General features: G+C 73.4%; 17 protein-coding genes. 4 read left to right on the top strand and 13 right to left on the bottom strand.

Going from position 1 to position 18,560, the window contains the following annotated elements:
* Positions 1-142: 142 nt before the first annotated feature.
* Both PV419_RS40180 and PV419_RS40175 read left to right on the top strand, forming a co-directional pair.
* Positions 143-796, top strand: a complete 654-nt coding sequence (locus tag PV419_RS40180; protein WP_319697500.1) for a DsbA family oxidoreductase — start codon at positions 143-145, stop codon at positions 794-796.
* A gap of 71 nt (positions 797-867) precedes the next feature.
* Complete coding sequence (locus tag PV419_RS40175; RefSeq protein WP_319697498.1) at positions 868-1,929, top strand: aminotransferase class V-fold PLP-dependent enzyme; 1,062 nt, start codon at positions 868-870, stop codon at positions 1,927-1,929.
* Between the two features lie 52 nt (positions 1,930-1,981).
* Here PV419_RS40175 and thpD read toward each other — a convergent pair whose 3' ends face one another.
* The 6 genes from thpD to PV419_RS40145 all read right to left on the bottom strand — a co-directional run bounded on the left by thpD (position 1,982) and on the right by PV419_RS40145 (position 6,877).
* Positions 1,982-2,869, bottom strand: coding sequence for an ectoine hydroxylase (gene thpD / locus PV419_RS40170; protein WP_319697496.1), 888 nt, complete (start codon positions 2,867-2,869; stop codon positions 1,982-1,984).
* A 5-nt stretch (positions 2,870-2,874) separates the two neighbouring features.
* Positions 2,875-3,279 (bottom strand): ectoine synthase, encoded by a 405-nt coding sequence (locus tag PV419_RS40165; protein WP_319697494.1) that lies wholly within the window; start codon positions 3,277-3,279, stop codon positions 2,875-2,877.
* Between the two features lie 49 nt (positions 3,280-3,328).
* Positions 3,329-4,597, bottom strand: coding sequence for a diaminobutyrate--2-oxoglutarate transaminase (gene ectB / locus PV419_RS40160; RefSeq protein WP_319697493.1), 1,269 nt, complete (start codon positions 4,595-4,597; stop codon positions 3,329-3,331).
* Positions 4,598-4,664: 67 nt separating this feature from the next.
* Positions 4,665-5,210, bottom strand: a complete 546-nt coding sequence (gene ectA / locus PV419_RS40155; protein ID WP_319697491.1) for a diaminobutyrate acetyltransferase — start codon at positions 5,208-5,210, stop codon at positions 4,665-4,667.
* A 363-nt stretch (positions 5,211-5,573) separates the two neighbouring features.
* On the bottom strand, positions 5,574-6,362 hold the full coding sequence (locus PV419_RS40150; protein WP_319697489.1) for a hypothetical protein: 789 nt from the start codon (positions 6,360-6,362) through the stop codon (positions 5,574-5,576).
* Complete coding sequence (locus PV419_RS40145; protein ID WP_319697553.1) at positions 6,359-6,877, bottom strand: SigE family RNA polymerase sigma factor; 519 nt, start codon at positions 6,875-6,877, stop codon at positions 6,359-6,361. Before PV419_RS40145 ends, PV419_RS40150 begins: the two co-directional genes overlap by 4 nt.
* Positions 6,878-7,307: 430 nt before the next feature.
* Here PV419_RS40145 and PV419_RS40140 point away from each other — a divergent pair, with 430 nt between their 5' ends.
* Entirely contained in the window at positions 7,308-8,417 is a 1,110-nt protein-coding gene (locus PV419_RS40140; protein ID WP_319697488.1) for an amidohydrolase family protein, read from the top strand.
* A 226-nt stretch (positions 8,418-8,643) separates the two neighbouring features.
* A complete protein-coding gene (locus tag PV419_RS40135; protein WP_319697551.1) occupies positions 8,644-9,561 on the top strand; it encodes an SCO1860 family LAETG-anchored protein in 918 nt (305 codons plus the stop codon).
* Between the two features lie 147 nt (positions 9,562-9,708).
* Here the strand turns inward: PV419_RS40135 and cobC are convergent, their stop codons facing one another.
* The 7 genes from cobC to PV419_RS40100 form a co-directional block, all read right to left on the bottom strand.
* A complete protein-coding gene (gene cobC, locus PV419_RS40130) occupies positions 9,709-10,800 on the bottom strand; it encodes an Rv2231c family pyridoxal phosphate-dependent protein CobC (RefSeq protein ID WP_319697487.1) in 1,092 nt (363 codons plus the stop codon).
* A complete protein-coding gene (locus PV419_RS40125) occupies positions 10,790-11,665 on the bottom strand; it encodes a sirohydrochlorin chelatase (protein ID WP_319697486.1) in 876 nt (291 codons plus the stop codon). Before PV419_RS40125 ends, cobC begins: the two co-directional genes overlap by 11 nt.
* A gap of 109 nt (positions 11,666-11,774) precedes the next feature.
* A complete protein-coding gene (locus PV419_RS40120; protein WP_319697485.1) occupies positions 11,775-12,260 on the bottom strand; it encodes a cobalamin biosynthesis protein in 486 nt (161 codons plus the stop codon).
* 124 nt (positions 12,261-12,384) lie between these two features.
* Positions 12,385-13,881, bottom strand: coding sequence for a cobyrinate a,c-diamide synthase (locus PV419_RS40115; protein ID WP_319697484.1), 1,497 nt, complete (start codon positions 13,879-13,881; stop codon positions 12,385-12,387).
* A 24-nt stretch (positions 13,882-13,905) separates the two neighbouring features.
* Positions 13,906-14,511 (bottom strand): cob(I)yrinic acid a,c-diamide adenosyltransferase, encoded by a 606-nt coding sequence (gene cobO / locus PV419_RS40110; protein ID WP_319697483.1) that lies wholly within the window; start codon positions 14,509-14,511, stop codon positions 13,906-13,908.
* A complete protein-coding gene (locus tag PV419_RS40105) occupies positions 14,511-16,676 on the bottom strand; it encodes a putative cobaltochelatase (RefSeq protein ID WP_319697481.1) in 2,166 nt (721 codons plus the stop codon). The genes cobO and PV419_RS40105 overlap by 1 nt, the downstream gene beginning before the upstream one ends.
* Positions 16,673-18,334 (bottom strand): cobyric acid synthase, encoded by a 1,662-nt coding sequence (locus PV419_RS40100; protein ID WP_319697479.1) that lies wholly within the window; start codon positions 18,332-18,334, stop codon positions 16,673-16,675. Before PV419_RS40100 ends, PV419_RS40105 begins: the two co-directional genes overlap by 4 nt.
* Positions 18,335-18,560: the final 226 nt, after the last annotated feature.

Below are 18,560 nucleotides of genomic sequence, written 5' to 3'. Positions count from 1 at the left end.
ATCACCCCGAATCAGGTGATCGCAATCCCCGTGGGGAATGAACCGAGGCGCCTTGTGGTTGACCCGCCGACCCTGTGACAACCCCCCGGCGCCGCCGACCCCCGCGTACGGCGACCGGCGACTGATCGGAAAAGCGAGCCCGATGCGTGTAGAGATCTGGTCCGACATCGTCTGTCCGTGGTGCTACATCGGAAAGGCCCGCTTCGAGCAGGGCCTGGCCGCCTTCGACCACCGCGACCAGGTCGAGGTGGTGCACCGCTCCTTCGAGCTCGACCCCGACCACCCCAAGGGCGACACCGTACCGGTGCTCGACATGCTCGCGACCAAGTACCGGGTCCCGCGCGAGCAGGCCCAGGCCATGGAGGCCCGGGTCGCCGAGGCCGCGGCCGACGCCGGGCTCGGCTACCGCTCCGACCGCGACCACGGCAACACCTTCGACGTCCACCGGCTGCTGCACCTCGCCAAGGCCCGCGGCCGCCAGGTCGAACTGCTGAACCTGCTCTACGCCGCGAACTTCGCCGAGGAGCGGTCCCTCTTCGACCCCGAGACGCTGCTCTCCGCCGCCGCCGGGGCCGGGCTCGACCCCGCCGAGGCCCGCGCGGTGCTCGACGACGAGGCCGCGTACGCCGAGGACGTACGGGCCGACGAGCGCGAGGCCGCCGCGCTGGGGGCCAGTGCCGTGCCCTTCTTCGTCCTCGACCGCCGCTTCGGCGTCTCGGGCGGCCAACCGGCTGAGATCTTCACCCAGGCGCTGCGCCAGGCATGGGAAGCGTCGCAGGTCAGCGAGGATGCGTAAGGACCGCTTGGGGATACGTGTCACACATCGGCGATGGACGCGGGGATGAGCGCCTCTCATAGTGGATGGTCATGGAGCCCCTGGGAGGCGCGGAATTCGCGCCGCAGACGACGTACCTCAACACCGCCTCCACCGGCCTGATCCCCGCCCGGACCGTGACCGCCATGAAGGACGCCCTCGACGCCGCCGCGAGCGGAGGGCCCGCCGCCGACCTGGCCTGGGAGGCGGTGGAAGAAGCGCGCGCCGCCTACGCCCGGCTGACCGGGGTGGCGGCGCGGCGGGTCGCGGCGGGCGGCTCGGTCGCCGTGTACGCCGCGCTGATCGCGGCCTCCCTGCCGTCCGGCACCGAAGTCGTGGTGGCCGAGGGCGACTTCAGCTCGCTGGTGAACCCCTTCACCATGCGCCGCGACCTCAAGCCGCGCGCCGTGCCGCTGGGGGAGCTGGCCAACGCGGTGCGACCCGGCACCGCCCTGGTCGCCGTCAGCGCGGTGCAGTCGGCGGACGGCCGGATCGCCGACCTGGACGCCATCCGCACGGCGGCCCGTACGCACGGCGCCCGGCTCCTGGTGGACGGCAGCCAGAGCATCGGCTGGCTGCCGCTGAGCGCCGACGACGCCGACTACACCGTGTGCGTCGGCTTCAAGTGGCTCATGTGCCCGCGCGGCGTCACCTTCCTGACCGTGCCCGAGGACCTCGGCGGGCTCGTTCCGGTCTTCGCGGGCTGGGCGGCCGGCGAGAAGCCCTGGGACAGCTGCTACGGGCCGGTCGAGGAGCTCGCACACTCGGCCCGCCGCTTCGACCAGAGCCCCAGCCTCCTGTCGTACGTCGGCGCCGCGCGCTCCCTCTCCCTCGTCGAGGAGCTGGGCATCGAGGCGATCGGCGCCCACGACCGCGCGCTCGCCGACCGCTTCCGGGCCGGGCTCGCCGGGCTGGGGCACCGGTGCGTGAACGCCCCGGGCTCGGCGATCGTGTCCGTGCCGGGGCTCGGCCACGCCGCGCCCCGCCTCGCCGAGGCCGGCGTCTTTGTGGCGGCGCGCGCCGGAAATCTGCGCGCCTCGTTCCACCTCTACAACACCGAGGCCGATGTTGACCGGCTGCTGGAGGTGGTCTCCGACGTCCCGGCCGGGGGGTAGGGCCCCGGCCGGGACGTCGGTCACCCGGTCAGCGAGCGTAGGGGCGTAGGGGTCACCGTACGGGGGTGAAGTCCCGCGCCCCGATGAACTCCGGTCGCGGGACCGGCGCCGCGAAGGGCTCGACCGCCGCGTTCTCCACACTGTTGAAGACGATGAAGACATTGCTGCGCGGGTAGGGCGTGATGTTGTCGCCCGACCCGTGCATGCAGTTGCAGTCGAACCAGGTCGCCGACCCGGCCTTGCCGGTGAACAGCCTGATGCCATGCGCGTCGGCGAGCTTGGTCAGCGCCTCGTCCGACGGGGTGCCCGCGTCCTGCATCTGCAGCGACTTCTTGTAGTTGTCCTTCGGGGTCGCCCCCGCGCAGCCGAGGAAGGTGCGGTGCGAGCCGGGCATGATCATCAGGCCGCCGTTGGTGTCGTAGTTCTCCGTCAGCGCGATGGACACGGACACCGTGCGCATGTTCGGGAGCCCGTCCTCGGCGTGCCAGGTCTCGAAGTCCGAGTGCCAGTAGAAGCCCGAGGCGCCGAAGCCCGGCTTGACGTTGATCCGGCTCTGGTGGACATACACATCCGACCCGAGGATCTGGCGGGCCCGGCCCACGACGCGCGGGTCGCGGACCAGGCTCGCGAAGACCTCGCTGATCCGGTGCACCTCGAACACCGACCGTACGTCCTGCGACTTCGGCTCGATGATCGAGCGCTCGTCGGCCCGCACCCCGGGGTCGGCGATCAGCCGGTCGAGCTCGGCGTGGTAGACCGCGACCTCGTCCGGAGTGATCAGCTGCTCGACGGCCAGGAAGCCGTCCCGCTCGAAGTCGCTCAGCTCGGACAGCCGCAGCGGCCCCGGGTCCCCGGGAGCGGACCACACCACCGGGTCCACCCGTGGGGTGACCGTCTCGGAGCTTCCTCGGGTCGGGTACAGGTCAGCGACCGTGGTCATCTGGATCAAACCTCCTCCGGCTCGGTGATCAGGGGATATACGCCGTTCTCGTCGTGGTCCTCCCGGCCCGTGATCGGCGGGTTGAAGACGCAGACGCAGCGGAAGTCGGTCTTCGGACGCAGGGTGTGCTTCTCGTGCCCGTCCAGCAGATACATGGTGCCGGGGGTGATCCAGTGCTTCTCGCCGGTCTCGTCGTCGGTGAGCTCTGCCTCGCCCTCGACGCACAACACGGCCTCGATGTGGTGGGCGTACCACATCGATGTCTCGGTGCCGGCGTAGAGCGTGGTCTCGTGCAGTGAGAAGCCCACCCGCTCCCTCGCCAGGACGATGCGCTTGCTCTCCCAGGTGCCCGATGCGGCCTTCACATGCCGTTCGGTGCCCTCGATGTCCTTGAAGGATCGGACGATCACGGTGGTTTGTCGCCTTTCTGTTCGTGATGTGAGGTGATGTGTGAGGTGATCAGGCGGTCTCGCGGACCGCGCGGGCGAGGGTCCGCAGCCCCTCGTCCAACTCCTCGGGGGAGACGGTCAGCGGCGGCAGCAGCTTGACGACCTCGCTCTGCGGGCCCGAGGTCTCCACCAGCAGGCCGAGCTCGAAGGCGCGGGCACACACCGCCGAGGCGCGCGTGTGGTCAGTGAACTCCAGGCCCCAGACCAGGCCCCGGCCGCGGTACTCGGCGCCCAGCCGAACGTGCTCCTCGCAGATCGCGCGCAGCGCCTGCTCGACCTGCTCGCCACGGGCGAGGGTCTGCTTCTCCATCTGGCCGTCGGCCCAGTACGTGTCCAGGGCCGCGGCGGCGGTGACGAAGGCCGGGTTGTTGCCGCGGAAGGTGCCGTTGTGCTCGCCCGGCTCCCAGATGTCCAGCTCGGGCCGGAAGAGCGTCAGCGACATGGGCAGGCCATAGCCGCCGATGGACTTGGAGAGCGTGACGATGTCCGGGGTGATGCCCGACTCCTCGAAGGAGAAGAACGGGCCGGTGCGGCCGCAGCCCATCTGGATGTCATCGACGATCAGCAGCATGTCGCGGCGCTTGCACAGGTCGGCCAGGCCGCGCAGCCACTCGGTGCGCGCCACGTTGATGCCGCCCTCGCCCTGCACCGTCTCGACGATGACCGCGGCGGGCTGGTTGAGGCCGGAGCCCTGGTCCTCCAGCAGCCGTTCGAACCACAGGAAGTCGGGCACCCGGCCGTCCAGGTAGTTGTCGAACGGCATCGGCGTGCCGTGGACCAGCGGGATGCCCGCGCCGGCCCGCTTGAAGGCGTTGCCGGTGACGGCGAGCGCGCCCAGCGACATCCCGTGGAACGCGTTGGTGAAGGACACGATGGCCTCGCGCCCCTTGACCTTGCGGGCCAGCTTCAGGGCGGCCTCGACGGCGTTGGTGCCGGTCGGGCCCGGGAACATGACCTTGTACGGCAGGTCGCGCGGGCGCAGCACGGTGTTCTGGAAGGACTCCAGGAAGGCGCGCTTGGCGGTGGTGCCCATGTCCAGGCCGTGGGTGACGCCGTCGCGTTCGATGTAGTCCAGCAAGGCGCGTTTGAGGACCGGGTTGTTGTGGCCGTAGTTGAGCGCTCCGGCCCCGGCGAAGAAGTCGAGGTAGGTGTGGCCGTCCTCGTCGTACATGTAGCTGCCCTGGGCGCGGTCGAAGACGGCGGGCCAGCCGCGGCAGTAGCTGCGCACCTCCGACTCCAGGGCCTCGAAGACGCTCAGCGCGGGCGGGGTGATGGTCACAGCATTCTCCTGGGAGATCAGTGTGAGGGGGTGAGGGTGTGATGCTGGCTGAATGCGGGGCGGGGCGTCAGGGACGGGAGGCGAGGGGGCCGATGCGGTACAGCACCTCGGGCTCATGGCCGCCGTCGGGGAACAGGCCGCCGTCGAACAGCACCTCGCGCTCCACGGCCGCGCCCTGGCGCTCGGCGAAGGAGGTGAACAGCCTGTTGGAAGCGGTGTTGTCCGGCGTGATCGTGGTCTCGATGCCATGGATGTCCGAGTGCTCGGCGACGCGCGCGGTCAGCCCGTCCAGCAGGGCGGCGGCCAGCCCCCGGCCGCGCCACCTCTGGTCGACGGCGACCTGCCAGACCACCAGGGTCCGGGGGCGCTGCGGGCGGATGTAACCGGTGATGAAGCCGACCGGCTCCCCGCGCGGGTCGCGGGCCACGACCGAGGTGGCGGCGAAGTCGCGACACCACAGCAGATAGCTGTAGGAGGAGTTCAGGTCCAAAGTCCCGGAGTCGCGGGCGATGCGCCAGATCGCGGCTCCGTCCTCGACGCGTGGGGACTCGAGCGTCAGTCCTTCCGGCATTTCTCTTCGGGCACGTGCAAGGTCTGCTTGTGCGGCGGTCATGGGAATTGAATTTACCGAGCACAATCTTAAATTGCATTGCGGTGAGGGGTTACCCGAAGGGGGGTCGGTGTGTTATCGCGCGGGGACGCGCGTGCGCAGGGGGCGATGCTTGAAAAGCGCTATTTTGTCAGGGAGTTATCGGGGCGAAACGGTCTCCGTGTGGAGTATGTCACATCTATGTAACGGCCGTGTGATGCCCTCGAATTGCAGCGCTTCCGGGTTACGAAACTTTAGCGTTTAGGAGTCCTGAAAGCGGGCAGAAGAAGATGGGAACCTGTATTCAAAAAGGTGCTCTCTTCATATCTCAACAGGCCATCTGGAATTCATCTGGATTCACCTCGAATCAGCTGGATTCGCTTGGCTTCACTTGGCCTCGCGGAATCGGCCTCGGACGGCGAACGCGCCCGAGGGGCCGTTGCCGGAGGCCGCGTAGCCGTCCCCGGTGATGTCCCGATCGCCCTCCGCGTGGTTGTACTGCCCGGCGAAGACATGCCGCCCGGCGGGCACCGTGGCCCCGTCCTTCAGCGTCCAGCGGTACACCAGCGCGTTCTCCTCGCTGCGCACCGAGACGGTCAGGTCGTCGGTGGGCAGCGTGCTCCAGGACCCGGTGGTGAGCACCCCTCCGGTGTGCGCGACCCGCAGTTCGACGGTCAGTGAGGTCAGCGGCTTACCGGTCCTCACGATCACATCGCTCTGCGCCCAGTACGGGTTGGAACCCGGGTCGATCTCGCCGTTCGAGCGCACCACGGGGTCGGCGAGGTGGTTTGGACCGACCGCGGTGGGGGAGGCGGTCGGAGTGTGCCGCTGCGACCCGTCGTCCGTCCCCTGTCCGTTCCCGTTGTCCCGCCCCGCGTGGGCCGGCGGGGCCGCGGGCTCGCTCGACGTGCGCACGGTCTGCGGCCCTTGGGTCGGCTCCGTGGCCAGCACCACGATCCCCGCGGCGGCGACCGCCGCCGCGAGCCCGGCGAACGGGCCCGCCACGCGGGTCCACGGACGGCCCGCCCCGCGCTCGGAGCGGCGCCGCTGGTCCCCGGCCATGCCGGCGGACACCCGGGCCAGCATCCGGGCCCGGTCCGGCCGGTGGGACTCGGCGGCCGTGTGCAGTTCGGCGGCGACATCGATCCGGTCGTGCCGCTCGCGGTGGTCGATCATCGACCGTTCCCTCCCGCATGACCAGGGTGGAGTTTCCGTACGGTCTCCTGCGGGCCCGGCACCGGCTGCTGCCCACCGCCGTGCGCCGAGCCGAGCAGCCGCTCCAGCTCCGCGATGCCGCGCGAGGTCTGGCTCTTGACCGTGCCCACCGAGATGCCGAGCGTACGCGCCGTCTCCCGCTCCGACAGGTCGAAGGCGTGCCGCAGCACCACACAGGCGCGCTTGCGGAAGGGCAGCCTCACCAGGGCGGCCTGGACGTCCACCACGGCGGAGATGTCCGGGTCGTCGACGTGGTCGGCACGCTGGGACGAGAAGAGCGCCACCCGACGGCGCTCGCGGACCAGGCTGCGGATCCGGGAGCGCGCCAGATTGGCGACCACGCCCCGGGCGTAGGCGGCCGGGTGGTCCGCGGCCCGCACCCGCTCCCACTGGTGCCAGACGGCGACCAGCGCGTCGGCGGCGAGGTCGTCCGCACCGTCGGAGCTGCCGAGCAGCAGGTGGGCGAGGCGGGCCAGTTCTGCGTGGTGCCGTTCGAAGAAGTCCCGGAACTCCGCCTGGACATCCGGTGGCCCGGCGGGCGCGAGGTCGGGCGCCGGATCGGCTGTCGGGACGGACGTCGGCGCGGACGCCGCAACGGGTCTCGGTTCGGGCGCCGGAAACGCTGCCGGATCGGGAGTCGGATCGGGTATCGGTTCGGAGGCCGGGTCCGACAGGGTGGCCGCCGGTAAGTCCGGTGCGGTCTCCGGTGACGCCGGCAATGCCGCCGGTGCGGGGCGTACGGCGGCCGGGTCATCGGTGGGAGCGCTCACGCGGGCCTCCTCACTTCCCCTTGTCCGGTGGGTTGCGTGAGCGTAGCAGCGCTCTTCGTGTTGTACGAGTGGCGCCGTCCCGGCCCCTGGGAATTGGCCGGTCAGCGCGTCGGTGAAGTCTCGTACAGTGCGAGGCATGAGGGATAGCGCGGTGCTGCACATCAAGGGCAGGGTGCTCGTCGGACCGGACGCCGGGGGCTCCGTCGAGAACGTCAGGGACGAACTGTGGGTCGTGGACGGGAAGATCACCTACGGTCGGCCGGCCGCGGCCCGGGACGTGCGGACCATTGAGGGATGGGTGCTGCCCGGGCTCGTGGACGCGCACTGCCACGTGGGGCTCGACACACACGGCGCCGTCGACGACTCGACCAGCGAGAAGCAGGCGCTCACCGAGCGGGAGGTGGGGGCGCTGCTGCTGCGGGACGCCGGGTCGCCCGCCGACACACGCTGGATCGACGACCGCGACGACCTGCCCCGCATCATCCGCGCGGGCCGCCACATCGCCCGGACCAAGCGCTACATCCGCAACTACGCCCACGAGATCGAGCCCGAGGAGCTGGTGGCGTACGTCGCGCAAGAGGCGCGGCGCGGGGACGGCTGGGTCAAGCTGGTCGGCGACTGGATCGACCGGGAGGCCGGGGACCTGGCGGCCTGCTGGCCGCGTGCGGCGGTCGAGGCGGCCATCGCCGAGGCACACCGGCTGGGCGCGCGGGTCACCGCGCACTGCTTCGCGGAGGAGACCCTGGCCCCCCTGGTCGAGGCGGGGATCGACTGCGTCGAGCACGCCACGGGGCTGACCGAGGAGACCATCCCGCTCTTCGCGGAGCGGGGCGTCGCGATCGTTCCGACCTTGGTCAACATCGCGACCTTCGCCAAGCTGGCGACGGCCGGGGAGGAGAAGTTCCCGCGCTGGGCGGACCACATGCGGCGGCTGCACGAGCGCCGCTACGACACCGTGCGCGCGGCCTACGACGCGGGCGTGCCGATCTACACCGGCACCGACGCGGGCGGTTCGCTCCCGCACGGCCTGGTCGGCCAGGAGGTCGCCGAACTGGTCAAGGCCGGCATCCCGGCGACGGCCGCGCTGTCGGCCGCCACCTGGGGCGCGCGGGCCTGGCTCGGCCGCCCCGGGCTCACCGAGGGCGCGTCGGCGGACCTCGTGGTGTACGAGTCGGATCCGCGGGCAGATGTGCGGGTGCTGACGGCGCCGCGGCGGGTGGTGCTGCGCGGGCGGGTGGTCTGCTGAGGGGACGGGGGGATCCGGGCGACCCAGGAGCTCGAACGCATCGGCGAGTGACACCCGTTGGGGTGAACTGACCCCAGGTAGCTGCCGGTTGGCCTTGCGTGCCGCAAATATTGCGGGGTCGATGCCGTCGGCGCCCGTGGTGTCCCCCCGTGGCGAGCCGCCGACGGCTCCATGTCTCCTGTGGGGGTCAACTCACGTGTCCTGTTCCACCAACAACTACTCCGGCATGCCTGCCCGCCGCCTGGCGGCCGCCACGGCAGCTGCCGCCGTCTCCGTTCTGGGCCTGCTGCCCGCGGGCTCGGCGCACGCCACCGACGGCGACAGCAAGGCGGGCGGTTCCGCCAAGACGAGCACGCACACGACGGGCGGAGCCGGCGCGACCGTGCTCCGCGCCGATCTGAACGTCTCGATGCTCAACAAGACAGTCAAGGCGCCGCTGGCGCTCACGCTCAACGAGGTGCGCGCGCCGGCTTCCGCCGACAAGACCGCGCTCAGCGCGACACTGGACGGGGTCGATGGGGGCAAGCCGTTCAATGTCCTGCGCGCGGACGTGGCCACCGCGCGTGGCACCGTCGAGAAGTCCCGCGCCGAGGGGTACGCCAACCTCGCACACGCCGAAGTGCACCTCCCGGGGCTGCCGTCGGTGCCGCTGATCGAGGTCCAGCAGGTCACCTCGAAGGCGGTGTGCGAGGCCGGAAAGCGGCCCACCGCGAAGTCCAACGTGCTGGGCAGCGTGGTCGTGCTCGGCAAGAAGGTCAACCTCGCCTCCAGCGGCACGACCACGGTCGATGTGCCCGGGCTCGGCACGGTACGGCTCGACTTGTCGCGCACCTCGACCACCTCCCGCACCGCCGCGGCCACGGCGCTCGGCCTGAAGGTCTCGGTGAACCCGCTCAAGCTGAACGTCTCCGAGGTCGGGGGGACGATCACCCTGGCCGAGGCGACCTGTGAGGCCCCGGGCAAGGGCTCCGAGGTCGGCTCCCAGGCCGGCCCCGGCCCGAAGCCGGAACACCTGGCCGAGACCGGCGGCAGCTCCACCACGCCGTACCTCGTGGCCGGCGGCGCGGCCCTCCTGGGCCTGGGCGCCGGCGCCATCGCCCTGGCCCGCCGCCGCCGCGCCGCGGCACCGAGCGACGGAGCCTGAGACGGCGGCCCGGCCGGGCCGCCGCGCGAACCGGGGCGGTCGGGCGAGCCGGGGCCGTCGGGCGGTGGGACTTCCCGCCGCTTGACGGCCCCGGCACGGGCCGTCACCGGTCGTCACCCCGGCGCGGACCGCGAGGCTCGGCCGGGGTCAGCGCTCGGCGAGGGACTTCGCCAGGGCGGTGATGAAGCGGTCGGTCGTGGCCGGGTCGCGGACCGCGAGGCGCAGCCAGTCCGGGCCCAGGCCTGGGAAGGTGTCACCGCGCCGCACCGCGAAACCGAACTCGCGCAGGCGGGCGCGGACCGCGGTGGCTTTCGGCAGCCGGATCAGCAGGAAGGGGCCGGCTGCCGGGGCACACACCCGGATCTCCTCGAACTCGGCCAGCCGCGCGGCCAGATGAGCCCGGTCGGCGGCGATCGCCTCCGCCGCCCGCGCCGCCTCGGCGAGCGCCGGAGGCGCACAGCACGCCTCCGCCGCCGCCAGGGCGGGGGAGGACACCGGCCACAGCGGCTGCGCCCGCTCCAGGGCCGTGACCGTGTCCGGCTCCGCCAGCACATAGCCGATCCGCAGCCCCGCCAACCCCCAGGTCTTGGTGAGGCTGCGCAGCACGACCAGCCCCGGCACATCGGTGCGGCCGGCGAGCGACTCCCGCTCGCCGGGCACCGCGTCCATGAACGCCTCGTCCACCACCAGCGTTCGCCCGGGGCGGGCCAGGGCGGCCACCGCATCGGCCCGGTGCAGCACGGACGTCGGGTTGGTGGGGTTGCCCACCACCACCAGGTCCGCCTCCTCCGGCACCGCGCCCGGGTCCAGCCGGAAGCCGTCCCGCTCGTCCAGCACCACCCGCTTCACGCGGTGCCCCGCGTCCCGCAGCGCGGCCTCCGGCTCCGTGAACTGCGGGTGCACCACGATCGGGCACAGCACCGGCAGGGCGCGTGCGAGCAGGACGAACGCCTCCGCCGCACCCGCCGTCAGCAGCACCCGCGCCGACGGCACGCCATGCCGCGCGGCGACCGCGCGCCGCGCCGCGCGGCCGTCCGGATAGGCGGCGAGGCCGTCGAGCGCGGCGGCCACCCGGGCCTTGAGCCAGCCGGGAGGCGTGCCGGCCCGGACATTGACCGCGAGGTCCGTCAGCCCGGCGCCGGAGCCCCGCACCTCCGCGTCCCCGTGGTGACGCAGATGGCGCGGGTCGAACCCGGCGGACGGATCGGCGGACGCGTCAGCGAGCTGTTCAGCCGACATGCGCGGGGGAACCGGGGTGCCGGCCATCCTGCGCGGGCACGGTCACCAACCCGCCCGTCTCATCCCCCGCCGTATCCCCGGCCTCGTGTCCGGCCTCGTCCCCGGCCACCTCCCGGTAGCGCTCCATGACCAGCTCCACCAGCTCCTCCGAGGGACCAGGCACCTCGGCGGTCACCACCTCGACCTCCGGGTACGCCAGCGCCCAGCCCTCCGCCTGCTGCTGCGCCCGGTCCGCCGCCGTGCCCGCGAACAGGAAGTACGGCAGCACCACGATGCGCCGCGCCCCCAGCCGCGCACAGCGGTCGAGGCCCGAGGCCACGTCCGGTGCGGCCAGCGAGACAAAGGCGGTCTCCACACCGCCGAAGCCGCGGCCCTCCCACAGCAGCCTGGCGGCCCGGTGCACCTCGGCGTTGGAGTCGGGGGTCACCGATCCGGGGCCCACCAGCAGGACGGTGGTCTCCGCCCGGTCCGAGGGGGAGCGGCGCGGGCCGTCGCCCAGCGCCTCGTCCAGGCGGCGCTCCAGCACGGTCAGCAGCCGGGGGTGCGGGCCCAGCGGGCGGGCGCGGACGAAGGACATGTCGGGGCGCAGCTCGCGCTCGCCGGCCAGCGCGGCGGTGAGGTCCTGCTCCGCGCGCTCGGAGGGGATCAGCGTCAGCGGTACGACGGCGAAGCGGGTCACGCCCTCCTCGGCGAGTCCGGCCACCGCGTCACCGAGCGGCAATGGGCTCTGGCCGGTGAAGCCGCCCGCGACGGGCAGGCCGGGATTGCGGGTGCCCAACTCCCGTACGAAGTCGCGGAAGGCGTCGGCGCGCCTCTCGTCTCGGGTGCCGATGCCTGCGATGAGCAGCGCGGGCGGGGTCGTCACGAGGTCTCCTTGGTGCTGGTGGTGCGGGTGGCACAGTGCGATGCGGGGTTCGGGATCCCGCCCCGTGACGTTACTGAGTTCTGCCGGGCGATGTGTAGGCAGGTCATCTCTATCCGTCCTGCCCGTGTTTGCCCCGGCGCTGCGGGCCACAGGGGCCAAGGCACCCCGGAGGCGAACCGAGCCAGGACAGCCGGCGCGCGACGGCGCAGGTGGCCCGCGCGGGACGGCCGCGCGGCTCCGATTTCCGCTTGGCCACCAGCAGTTCGCCCCCCGGCCCCGCGGCGAGGAGGGCCGCCGCCTCGGCGACACCGGGCGTCCCCACGGCGGTCAGCGCGGCCCCGGACGGGTTCGGCACCGCGACGGAGGCCAGCGCCGCGGCCCCATGACCCCGCAGCGGCACGCCGAGCCGGGCCGCCGCCGCGACCAGCCCCGGCTCGGCGGCCTTCGCCTCGACCGTGGCCAACTCCACGACCTGGCACACCGAGAGCCCCGCCCCCTCCAGCGTCCGCCGGATGAGCGCGGTCACCTCCCCGACGGACACACCCCGCCCGGCACCGACCCCGACGACAAGCCCCGGGCACGGCACGGATGGCATCGGCGCGGTCTCCACCGGCGACGCCGGCGTGGCCCTCACCGGCGGCTCGGGGGAAGCCCCCGTCCGTGTCACGCTCTCCATTCACCGTCCCCTCCCGTTCCGTTCCGCCATTCGCTTCGCCATCTCATCCGTCCCGCCGCGCGCAACCGGCCACGAACCGGACCGCCGCGTCCGGCACCGCCGCCCAGTGCACATGCAGATACGACGCATGCACACCGCCCTGGACGAACCCCTCCGCGCGGCGCTCCGGACGGACCAGCCCCCACGCGGGCTCCGGCCCCGCGCCCGGTTCCACGGCGGTGCGGTGGAACTCATGACCGCGCACCCGGGTCCCCGCGGCGGCGAGTGAGCTGTCGCCGATCGCCACCGCCTCGCGGTACCCCAGCGTCAGCCGCTCCGACATGCGCGCTTCGGCGGGCAGCACTCCGCACATCGGCTCGCCGTCCAGCGAGCGCGCCAGATACAGCAGCCCCGCGCACTCGGCGGCTATGGGCGCACCGGCCGCCGCGAGCCGGGCCACCTCCGCGCGCAGCGGCTCGTTCGCGGACAGCTCCGGCGCGAACACCTCCGGGAAGCCGCCGCCGATCACCAGGCCGGCGGTGCCGGGCGGCAGGCGCTCGTCCCGCAGCGGGTCGAAGGGGACCACCTCCGCGCCCGCGGCGGTGAGCAACTCGGCGTGCTCGGCGTAGGAGAAGGTGAAGGCCGCCCCGCTCGCCAACGCGACGACCGCCTCCGTCCCGCCCTTGGCGGTCTCTGCCTCGCCCCCGGCGGCCTTCACCCCTGCCCCGGTCGATTTCGCCCCGGCGCCGGTCGTCTCTACCTCGCCCCCAGTCGCCTTCGCCTCGCCCCGCGCGGGGGCCGTCTCCCGCTCCGGGTCCCAGGGCGGGTCCGCCAATGGCGGTGCGCTGCGGGCCAGGGCCAGCAGGCCCTCCAGGTCGCAGCCCTCTCGCACCCGCTCGGCCAGCGCGGCCACGGACTCGACCGCCTCCGCCGGCCGCTCGGCCACCGGCACCAGACCGAGATGGCGGCTCGGGGCGCGCACCGCGCGCACCCGTCGCAGCGCCCCGAGCACCGGCACCCCCGACCCGTCCAGCGCGTCGCACAGCAGCTCCTCGTGCCGGTCCGAGCCGACCTTGTTGAGAATCACCCCGGCCACCCGCACCTCGGGGTCCCAGGACGCGAAGCCGTGCACCAGCGCCGCCACCGAGCGGGACTGCGACGAGGCGTCGACCACCAGCACCACCGGCGCGCGCAGCAACTTCGCCACATGCGCCGTCGACGCCAGCTCGCCCTGCCCTGCCGCCCCGTCGTACAGTCCCATCACGCCCTCGACGACCGCCAGATCACAGCCGGCCGCCCCGTGCAGAAACAGCGGGGCTATCCGCTCCGGCCCGCACAGATAGGCGTCCAGATTGCGGCCCGGGCGCGCCGCCCGCCCGGAGCGGGCCGGGGAGGAGACGGCCAGCGCGTGATAGCCGGGGTCGATGTAGTCGGGGCCGACCTTGTGCGGCGACACATCGAGACCGCGCTCCGAGAAGGCGGCCATCAGGCCCGTGGCCACCGTGGTCTTGCCGCTGCCTGAGGCGGGCGCGGCGATGACCAGGCGCGGCACGCTCACCACTGGACACTCACCTTCACTGAACACTCACCACTCGATGCCCCGCTGCCCCTTCTGGCCGGCGTCCATCGGGTGCTTGACCTTGGACATATCGGTGACCAGATCGGCGAAGTCCAGCAGCTTCTGAGGCGCGTTACGCCCCGTGATGACCACGTGCTGGGTCCCGGGCCGGTCGCGCAGCACCGACACCACCTCGTCGGTGTCCACCCAGCCCCAGTGCATGGGGTACGCGAACTCGTCCAGCACATACAGCCGGTATGTCTCCGCCGCCAGGTCCCGCTTGACCTGCTCCCACCCCTCGCGCGCCGCCTCCTCGCTGGTGATGGCGTCCTGCTGGGAGCGCTGGAGCCACGACCAGCCCTCGCCCATCTTGTGCCATGCGACGGTCCCCCCTTCCCCCGACTCGCCGAGGACGCGCAGCGCCCGCTCCTCGCCGACCCGCCACTTCGCGGACTTTACGAATTGGAATACACCGACCGGCCAGCTTTGGTTCCACGCCCGCAGCGCCAGCCCGAACGCGGCCGTCGACTTGCCCTTGCCGACGCCCGTGTGCACGAGCACCAGCGGCCGGTTGCGGCGCTGCCGGGTGGTCAGCCCGTCGTCGGGTACGACGGTCGGTTGTCCTTGCGGCATCAGGCGGCCCTCCGTGTCTTTCGTACGGTCCGTGCGGTGCTTGTCGTGCGCGCGTCGCGCACCAGCGCGGTCACGCTGTCCGCGCGCAGTTCGTCGAGCGTCACCGGCGTCCCCCGCAGCTCGCACGCCAGCGCGCCCGCCAGGCCCAACCGGACGGGCCCCGCCTCGCAGTCCACCACCACCGAGGCGACCCCGTCGTCCGCCAGCAGCCGGGCCGCGCGCCCGGCCCGGGACACCGGGTCCGGGCCGCCCGTGGCCCGTCCGTCCGTCACCACGACCAGCAGCGGACGGCGCGAGGGGTCCCGCAGCCGCTCGATCCGCAGCACCTCGCGGGCCTTCAGCAGCCCGGCGGCCAGGGGCGTGCGCCCGCCGGTGGGCAGCTTCTCCAGCCGGGCGGCGCCCGCGTCCACCGACGAGGTGGGCGGCAGCGCCAGGGCCGCCTCGGCGCCCCGGAAGGTGATCAGGCCGACCTTGTCCCGCCGCTGGTAGGCGTCCAGCAGGAGGGACAGGACGGCGCCCTTGACGGCGCTCATGCGCTTCCGCGCGGCCATCGACCCCGACGCGTCCACCACGAACAGCACGAGGTTGCCCTCGCGGCCCTCGCGCACCGCCTCCCGCAGGTCGTCACGGCGCACCACGAGCCCGGGGCCCTGCCGGCCGCGCGTGCGCTGGTGCGGTGCGGCGGCCCGTACGGTCGCCGACAGGTGCAGCTTGGACAGGGTTCCGCGGGGGCGGCGGGCGCCGGTGGTGCGGCCGTGGGCCGTGCGGGCGCGCGACCGCCGGCCCGCTGCCCCCTCGCCGAGCCCCGGCACGTCGAGCCGCCGGGTCCGGAACGGCTCGGCGGCACCCACGGCCGCGCGTTCGCCGCCGGGCCCGCCCGCCGCGGCCCCACCCACGTCCCCGTCGGCGTCAGGGGCCTCGCTCGGGGCGTCGGAAGCCTCGGAACCGTGGGAGCCGTCGGAGCCCGTGCGCTGCTCCGGTACGGAGGGCGCGGCCGACGGCGGCGCCTGTTCCGGCACGCCCCGCGGCGGCTGTCCGCCGGCCGGCCCGTCAGGGCCCGCCGGCCCCTCAGGTCCGCCCGGTCCCTCGGGCCCGTCCTGCCCGCCCTGCTCGTCCCGCCCGTCCGTCCCCGGGTCCGGGTCGTCGTCCCCGCCCCCGGACTCGCGGAGCACCTCGTCGAGCTTGTCCTCGTCCAGCCCCGGCGCGTCGAACGGAGCCCGCCGGCGCCGGTGCGGCAGCGACAGCAGCGCGGCCTGCCGCACGTCCTCGGTGGTCACCTCCGTACGCTCCGCCCACGCCGCCAGCGCCGTCGCCGTACGCGCCGTCACGATGTCCGCGCGCATCCCGTCCACCTCGAACGCCGCGCACACCGCCGCGATCTGCCGCAGCGCTCCATCGCCCAGGCGCACCCGCGGCAGCAGGGCGCGCGCCGCCGCCACGCGCTCCCGCAGCGCGCTCTCCTCGTCCGCCCAGCGCGCGGCGAACCCGGCCGGGTCCTCGTCGTACGCCAGCCGCCGCCGCACCACCTCGACCCGCTCGTCGGTGTCCCGCGACGCCGCGACCTCCACCGTCAGGCCGAAGCGGTCCAGCAACTGCGGGCGCAGCTCGCCCTCTTCGGGGTTCATGGTGCCGACCAGCAGGAAGCGCGCCGCGTGCCGTACGGACACGCCCTCGCGCTCCACATAGGAGGCGCCCATGGCGGCCGCGTCGAGCAGCAGGTCGATCAGGTGGTCGTGCAGCAGGTTGACCTCGTCGACGTACAGCACGCCGCGGTGCGCGTCGGCGAGCAGGCCCGGCTCGAACGCCTTCACCCCGTCCGACAGCGCCCGCTCGATGTCCAGCGCCCCGACCAGCCGGTCCTCGGAGGCGCCGACCGGCAGTTCGACCATCCGGGCGGGCCGTACGGTGCCGGTGTCCGGGTCGTGCGGGCCGTCCGGGCAGCCCGGGTCGGGCGCCCCGGGGTCGCAGGAGAACCGGCAGCCGGCCACCACGTCGATGCCGGGCAGCAGGGCGGCCAGCGCCCGCACCGCCGTCGACTTCGCAGTGCCCTTCTCGCCGCGCACCAGCACCCCGCCGACGGCCGGTGACACGGCGTTGAGCAGGAGCGCGAGCCGCAGGTCGGCCATCCCGACGAGCGCGGTGAACGGGTAGGGGGTGGCGGTCATGCGGGGGTACCTCCTGCGGTGTGGGCGCGGTGGGGGTCTTCTGGGCCAGGCGGAGGGAGTGACGGCTCCGCAGACGCCGCAGGAGAGGGCAGCGACGGCCCGGGAGGCCGGGGCGGCGCCCCCGGTGGGACGAAGGGCAGTCCGTCCGGCACGCCGTGCTCGATCAGCCGCAGCAGCGCGTCCGTCTCCGCGTGCTCCTCGATCAGGTCGCCCAGCCGGTCCAACTGCTCCTCGCGCAGCTCCCCGAAGCTCGTGTCGGGTGCCGGGACGAACGCCCGGCCCGCCGCGTCCGCGACCCGCCGCAGGAAGGCGCGCCGGAAGCCGTCGCTCTCCAGCGAGCCGTGCCAGTGCGTGCCCCACACCGAGCCCACCCGGCAGCCGTCCAGGAAGGGTTCGTCCGCGCCGTCCAGCAGCTCGGCGACCCCGTGGTGGATCTCGTAGCCCTCCACCCGCTCGCCGAGCGCCTCGCCGACCGGCCGGGCCAGGGTCTTGTGCACCGCGAATCGCACCCGCACCGGAAGCAGCCCGAGCCCCTGGACCGTCCCGGCCCGCGACTCGACCTCGTCCTCGATGCGTTCGCCGAGCATCTGGAAGCCGCCGCAGATGCCCAGCACCGGCCGGCCCTCCGCCGCCCGCCGCGCGATCGCCGCGGCCAGCCCGCGCGTCCGCAGCCACTCCAGCGCCCGTACGGTGCCGCGGGTGCCCGGCAGCACTACCAGATCGGCGTCGGCCAGCTCTTCCGGCCGGTCCACGAACCGCACGACCACGCCCGGCTCGGCGGCCAGCGCGTCCACGTCCGTGAAGTTCGACATGAGCGGCACGGCGGCGACCGCGACCCGCAGGATGTCCGCGCCGTGCGGCGGCGTGACGACGCTCTCGCGCACCGCCCCGCGCAGCGACACCCGCAGCCCGTCCTCCTCGTCGATGCCGAGCCCGTGCGCGTACGGCAGCACGCCCATGGTCGGGCGGCCCGTCAGGCCGTGCAGCATCTGCAGGCCCGGCTCCAGCAGAGTCACATCGCCGCGGAACTTGTTGACCAGATAGCCCGCGACAAGCCGCTGGTCGGGCTCCGAGAGCAGCGCGGTCGTGCCGAAGAACGACGCGAAGACGCCGCCGCGGTCGATGTCCCCGACCACGACGACCGGCAGCCGGGCGGCCCGGGCGAGACCCAGGTTGACGATGTCGGTGCGGCGCAGATTGATCTCGGCGGGGCTGCCCGCGCCCTCGCAGATCACCGCGTCGTACGTGCGCCGAAGCTCGGCCAGGCACTCCGTGACGGTCCCGAGCAGCGCGTCCTGCCGCCCATCGTGGTAGCCACGCGCGCTCAGCTCGCCCACCGGCTTGCCCAGCAGCACCACTTGGCTGCTGCGGTCGCTGCCCGGCTTGAGCAGGACGGGGTTCATCAGCGCGCTCGGCTCGACGCGCGCGGCGGCGGCCTGCATGGCCTGGGCGCGGCCGATCTCCGCCCCGTCGCGGGTGACGAAGGAGTTGAGCGACATGTTCTGCGCCTTGAAGGGCGCGACGCTGACGCCCTTGCGGCTGAGCCAGCGGCAGATCCCGGCCGTGACGACGCTCTTGCCCGCGTCCGAGGTCGTACCCGCGACGAGCAGCCCGCCGCCCGGCACACGCTTGGCGCCTCCGCCGTGTATTCCGCTCATCCGTAGTCCCTCCCAGCGGCCGCGGGCCGCGCCGTCGCCGGGCCGCCCGGCCGACCCGCGCCGAGTGTCTCGTATGAGCGTGTCTTGGCGCGCTGCGCGGGCTGGACTGAGGAGCCGCGCAGCGACGGAGGAGCGAGCAGTGACGAGGGAAGCCCGTGCGTTGGAGCGCGGCGGGACTGAGCGGGAGGGAGGGGCATGGACCGTGCCCAACGGGCGAGCGCGCCAT

The sequence above is a fragment of the Streptomyces sp. ME19-01-6 genome, from assembly GCF_033793745.1.
Classification (GTDB): domain Bacteria; phylum Actinomycetota; class Actinomycetes; order Streptomycetales; family Streptomycetaceae; genus Streptomyces.
Note: the sequence above shows the minus strand (reverse complement) of the source record. Positions and strands in the feature narration are given on the sequence as shown.

Coding starts and splice junctions, on each gene's coding strand:
- PV419_RS40180 (WP_319697500.1), top strand. CDS start 143: ATGCGTGTAGAGATCTGGTCCGACATCGTCTGTCCGTGGTGCTACATC.
- PV419_RS40175 (WP_319697498.1), top strand. CDS start 868: ATGGAGCCCCTGGGAGGCGCGGAATTCGCGCCGCAGACGACGTACCTC.
- thpD (WP_319697496.1), bottom strand. CDS start 2,869: ATGACCACGGTCGCTGACCTGTACCCGACCCGAGGAAGCTCCGAGACG.
- ectA (WP_319697491.1), bottom strand. CDS start 5,210: ATGACCGCCGCACAAGCAGACCTTGCACGTGCCCGAAGAGAAATGCCG.
- PV419_RS40150 (WP_319697489.1), bottom strand. CDS start 6,362: ATGATCGACCACCGCGAGCGGCACGACCGGATCGATGTCGCCGCCGAA.
- PV419_RS40140 (WP_319697488.1), top strand. CDS start 7,308: ATGAGGGATAGCGCGGTGCTGCACATCAAGGGCAGGGTGCTCGTCGGA.
- PV419_RS40135 (WP_319697551.1), top strand. CDS start 8,644: ATGCCTGCCCGCCGCCTGGCGGCCGCCACGGCAGCTGCCGCCGTCTCC.
- cobC (WP_319697487.1), bottom strand. CDS start 10,800: ATGTCGGCTGAACAGCTCGCTGACGCGTCCGCCGATCCGTCCGCCGGG.
- PV419_RS40120 (WP_319697485.1), bottom strand. CDS start 12,260: ATGCCATCCGTGCCGTGCCCGGGGCTTGTCGTCGGGGTCGGTGCCGGG.
- cobO (WP_319697483.1), bottom strand. CDS start 14,511: ATGCCGCAAGGACAACCGACCGTCGTACCCGACGACGGGCTGACCACC.
- PV419_RS40105 (WP_319697481.1), bottom strand. CDS start 16,676: ATGACCGCCACCCCCTACCCGTTCACCGCGCTCGTCGGGATGGCCGAC.
- PV419_RS40100 (WP_319697479.1), bottom strand. CDS start 18,334: ATGAGCGGAATACACGGCGGAGGCGCCAAGCGTGTGCCGGGCGGCGGG.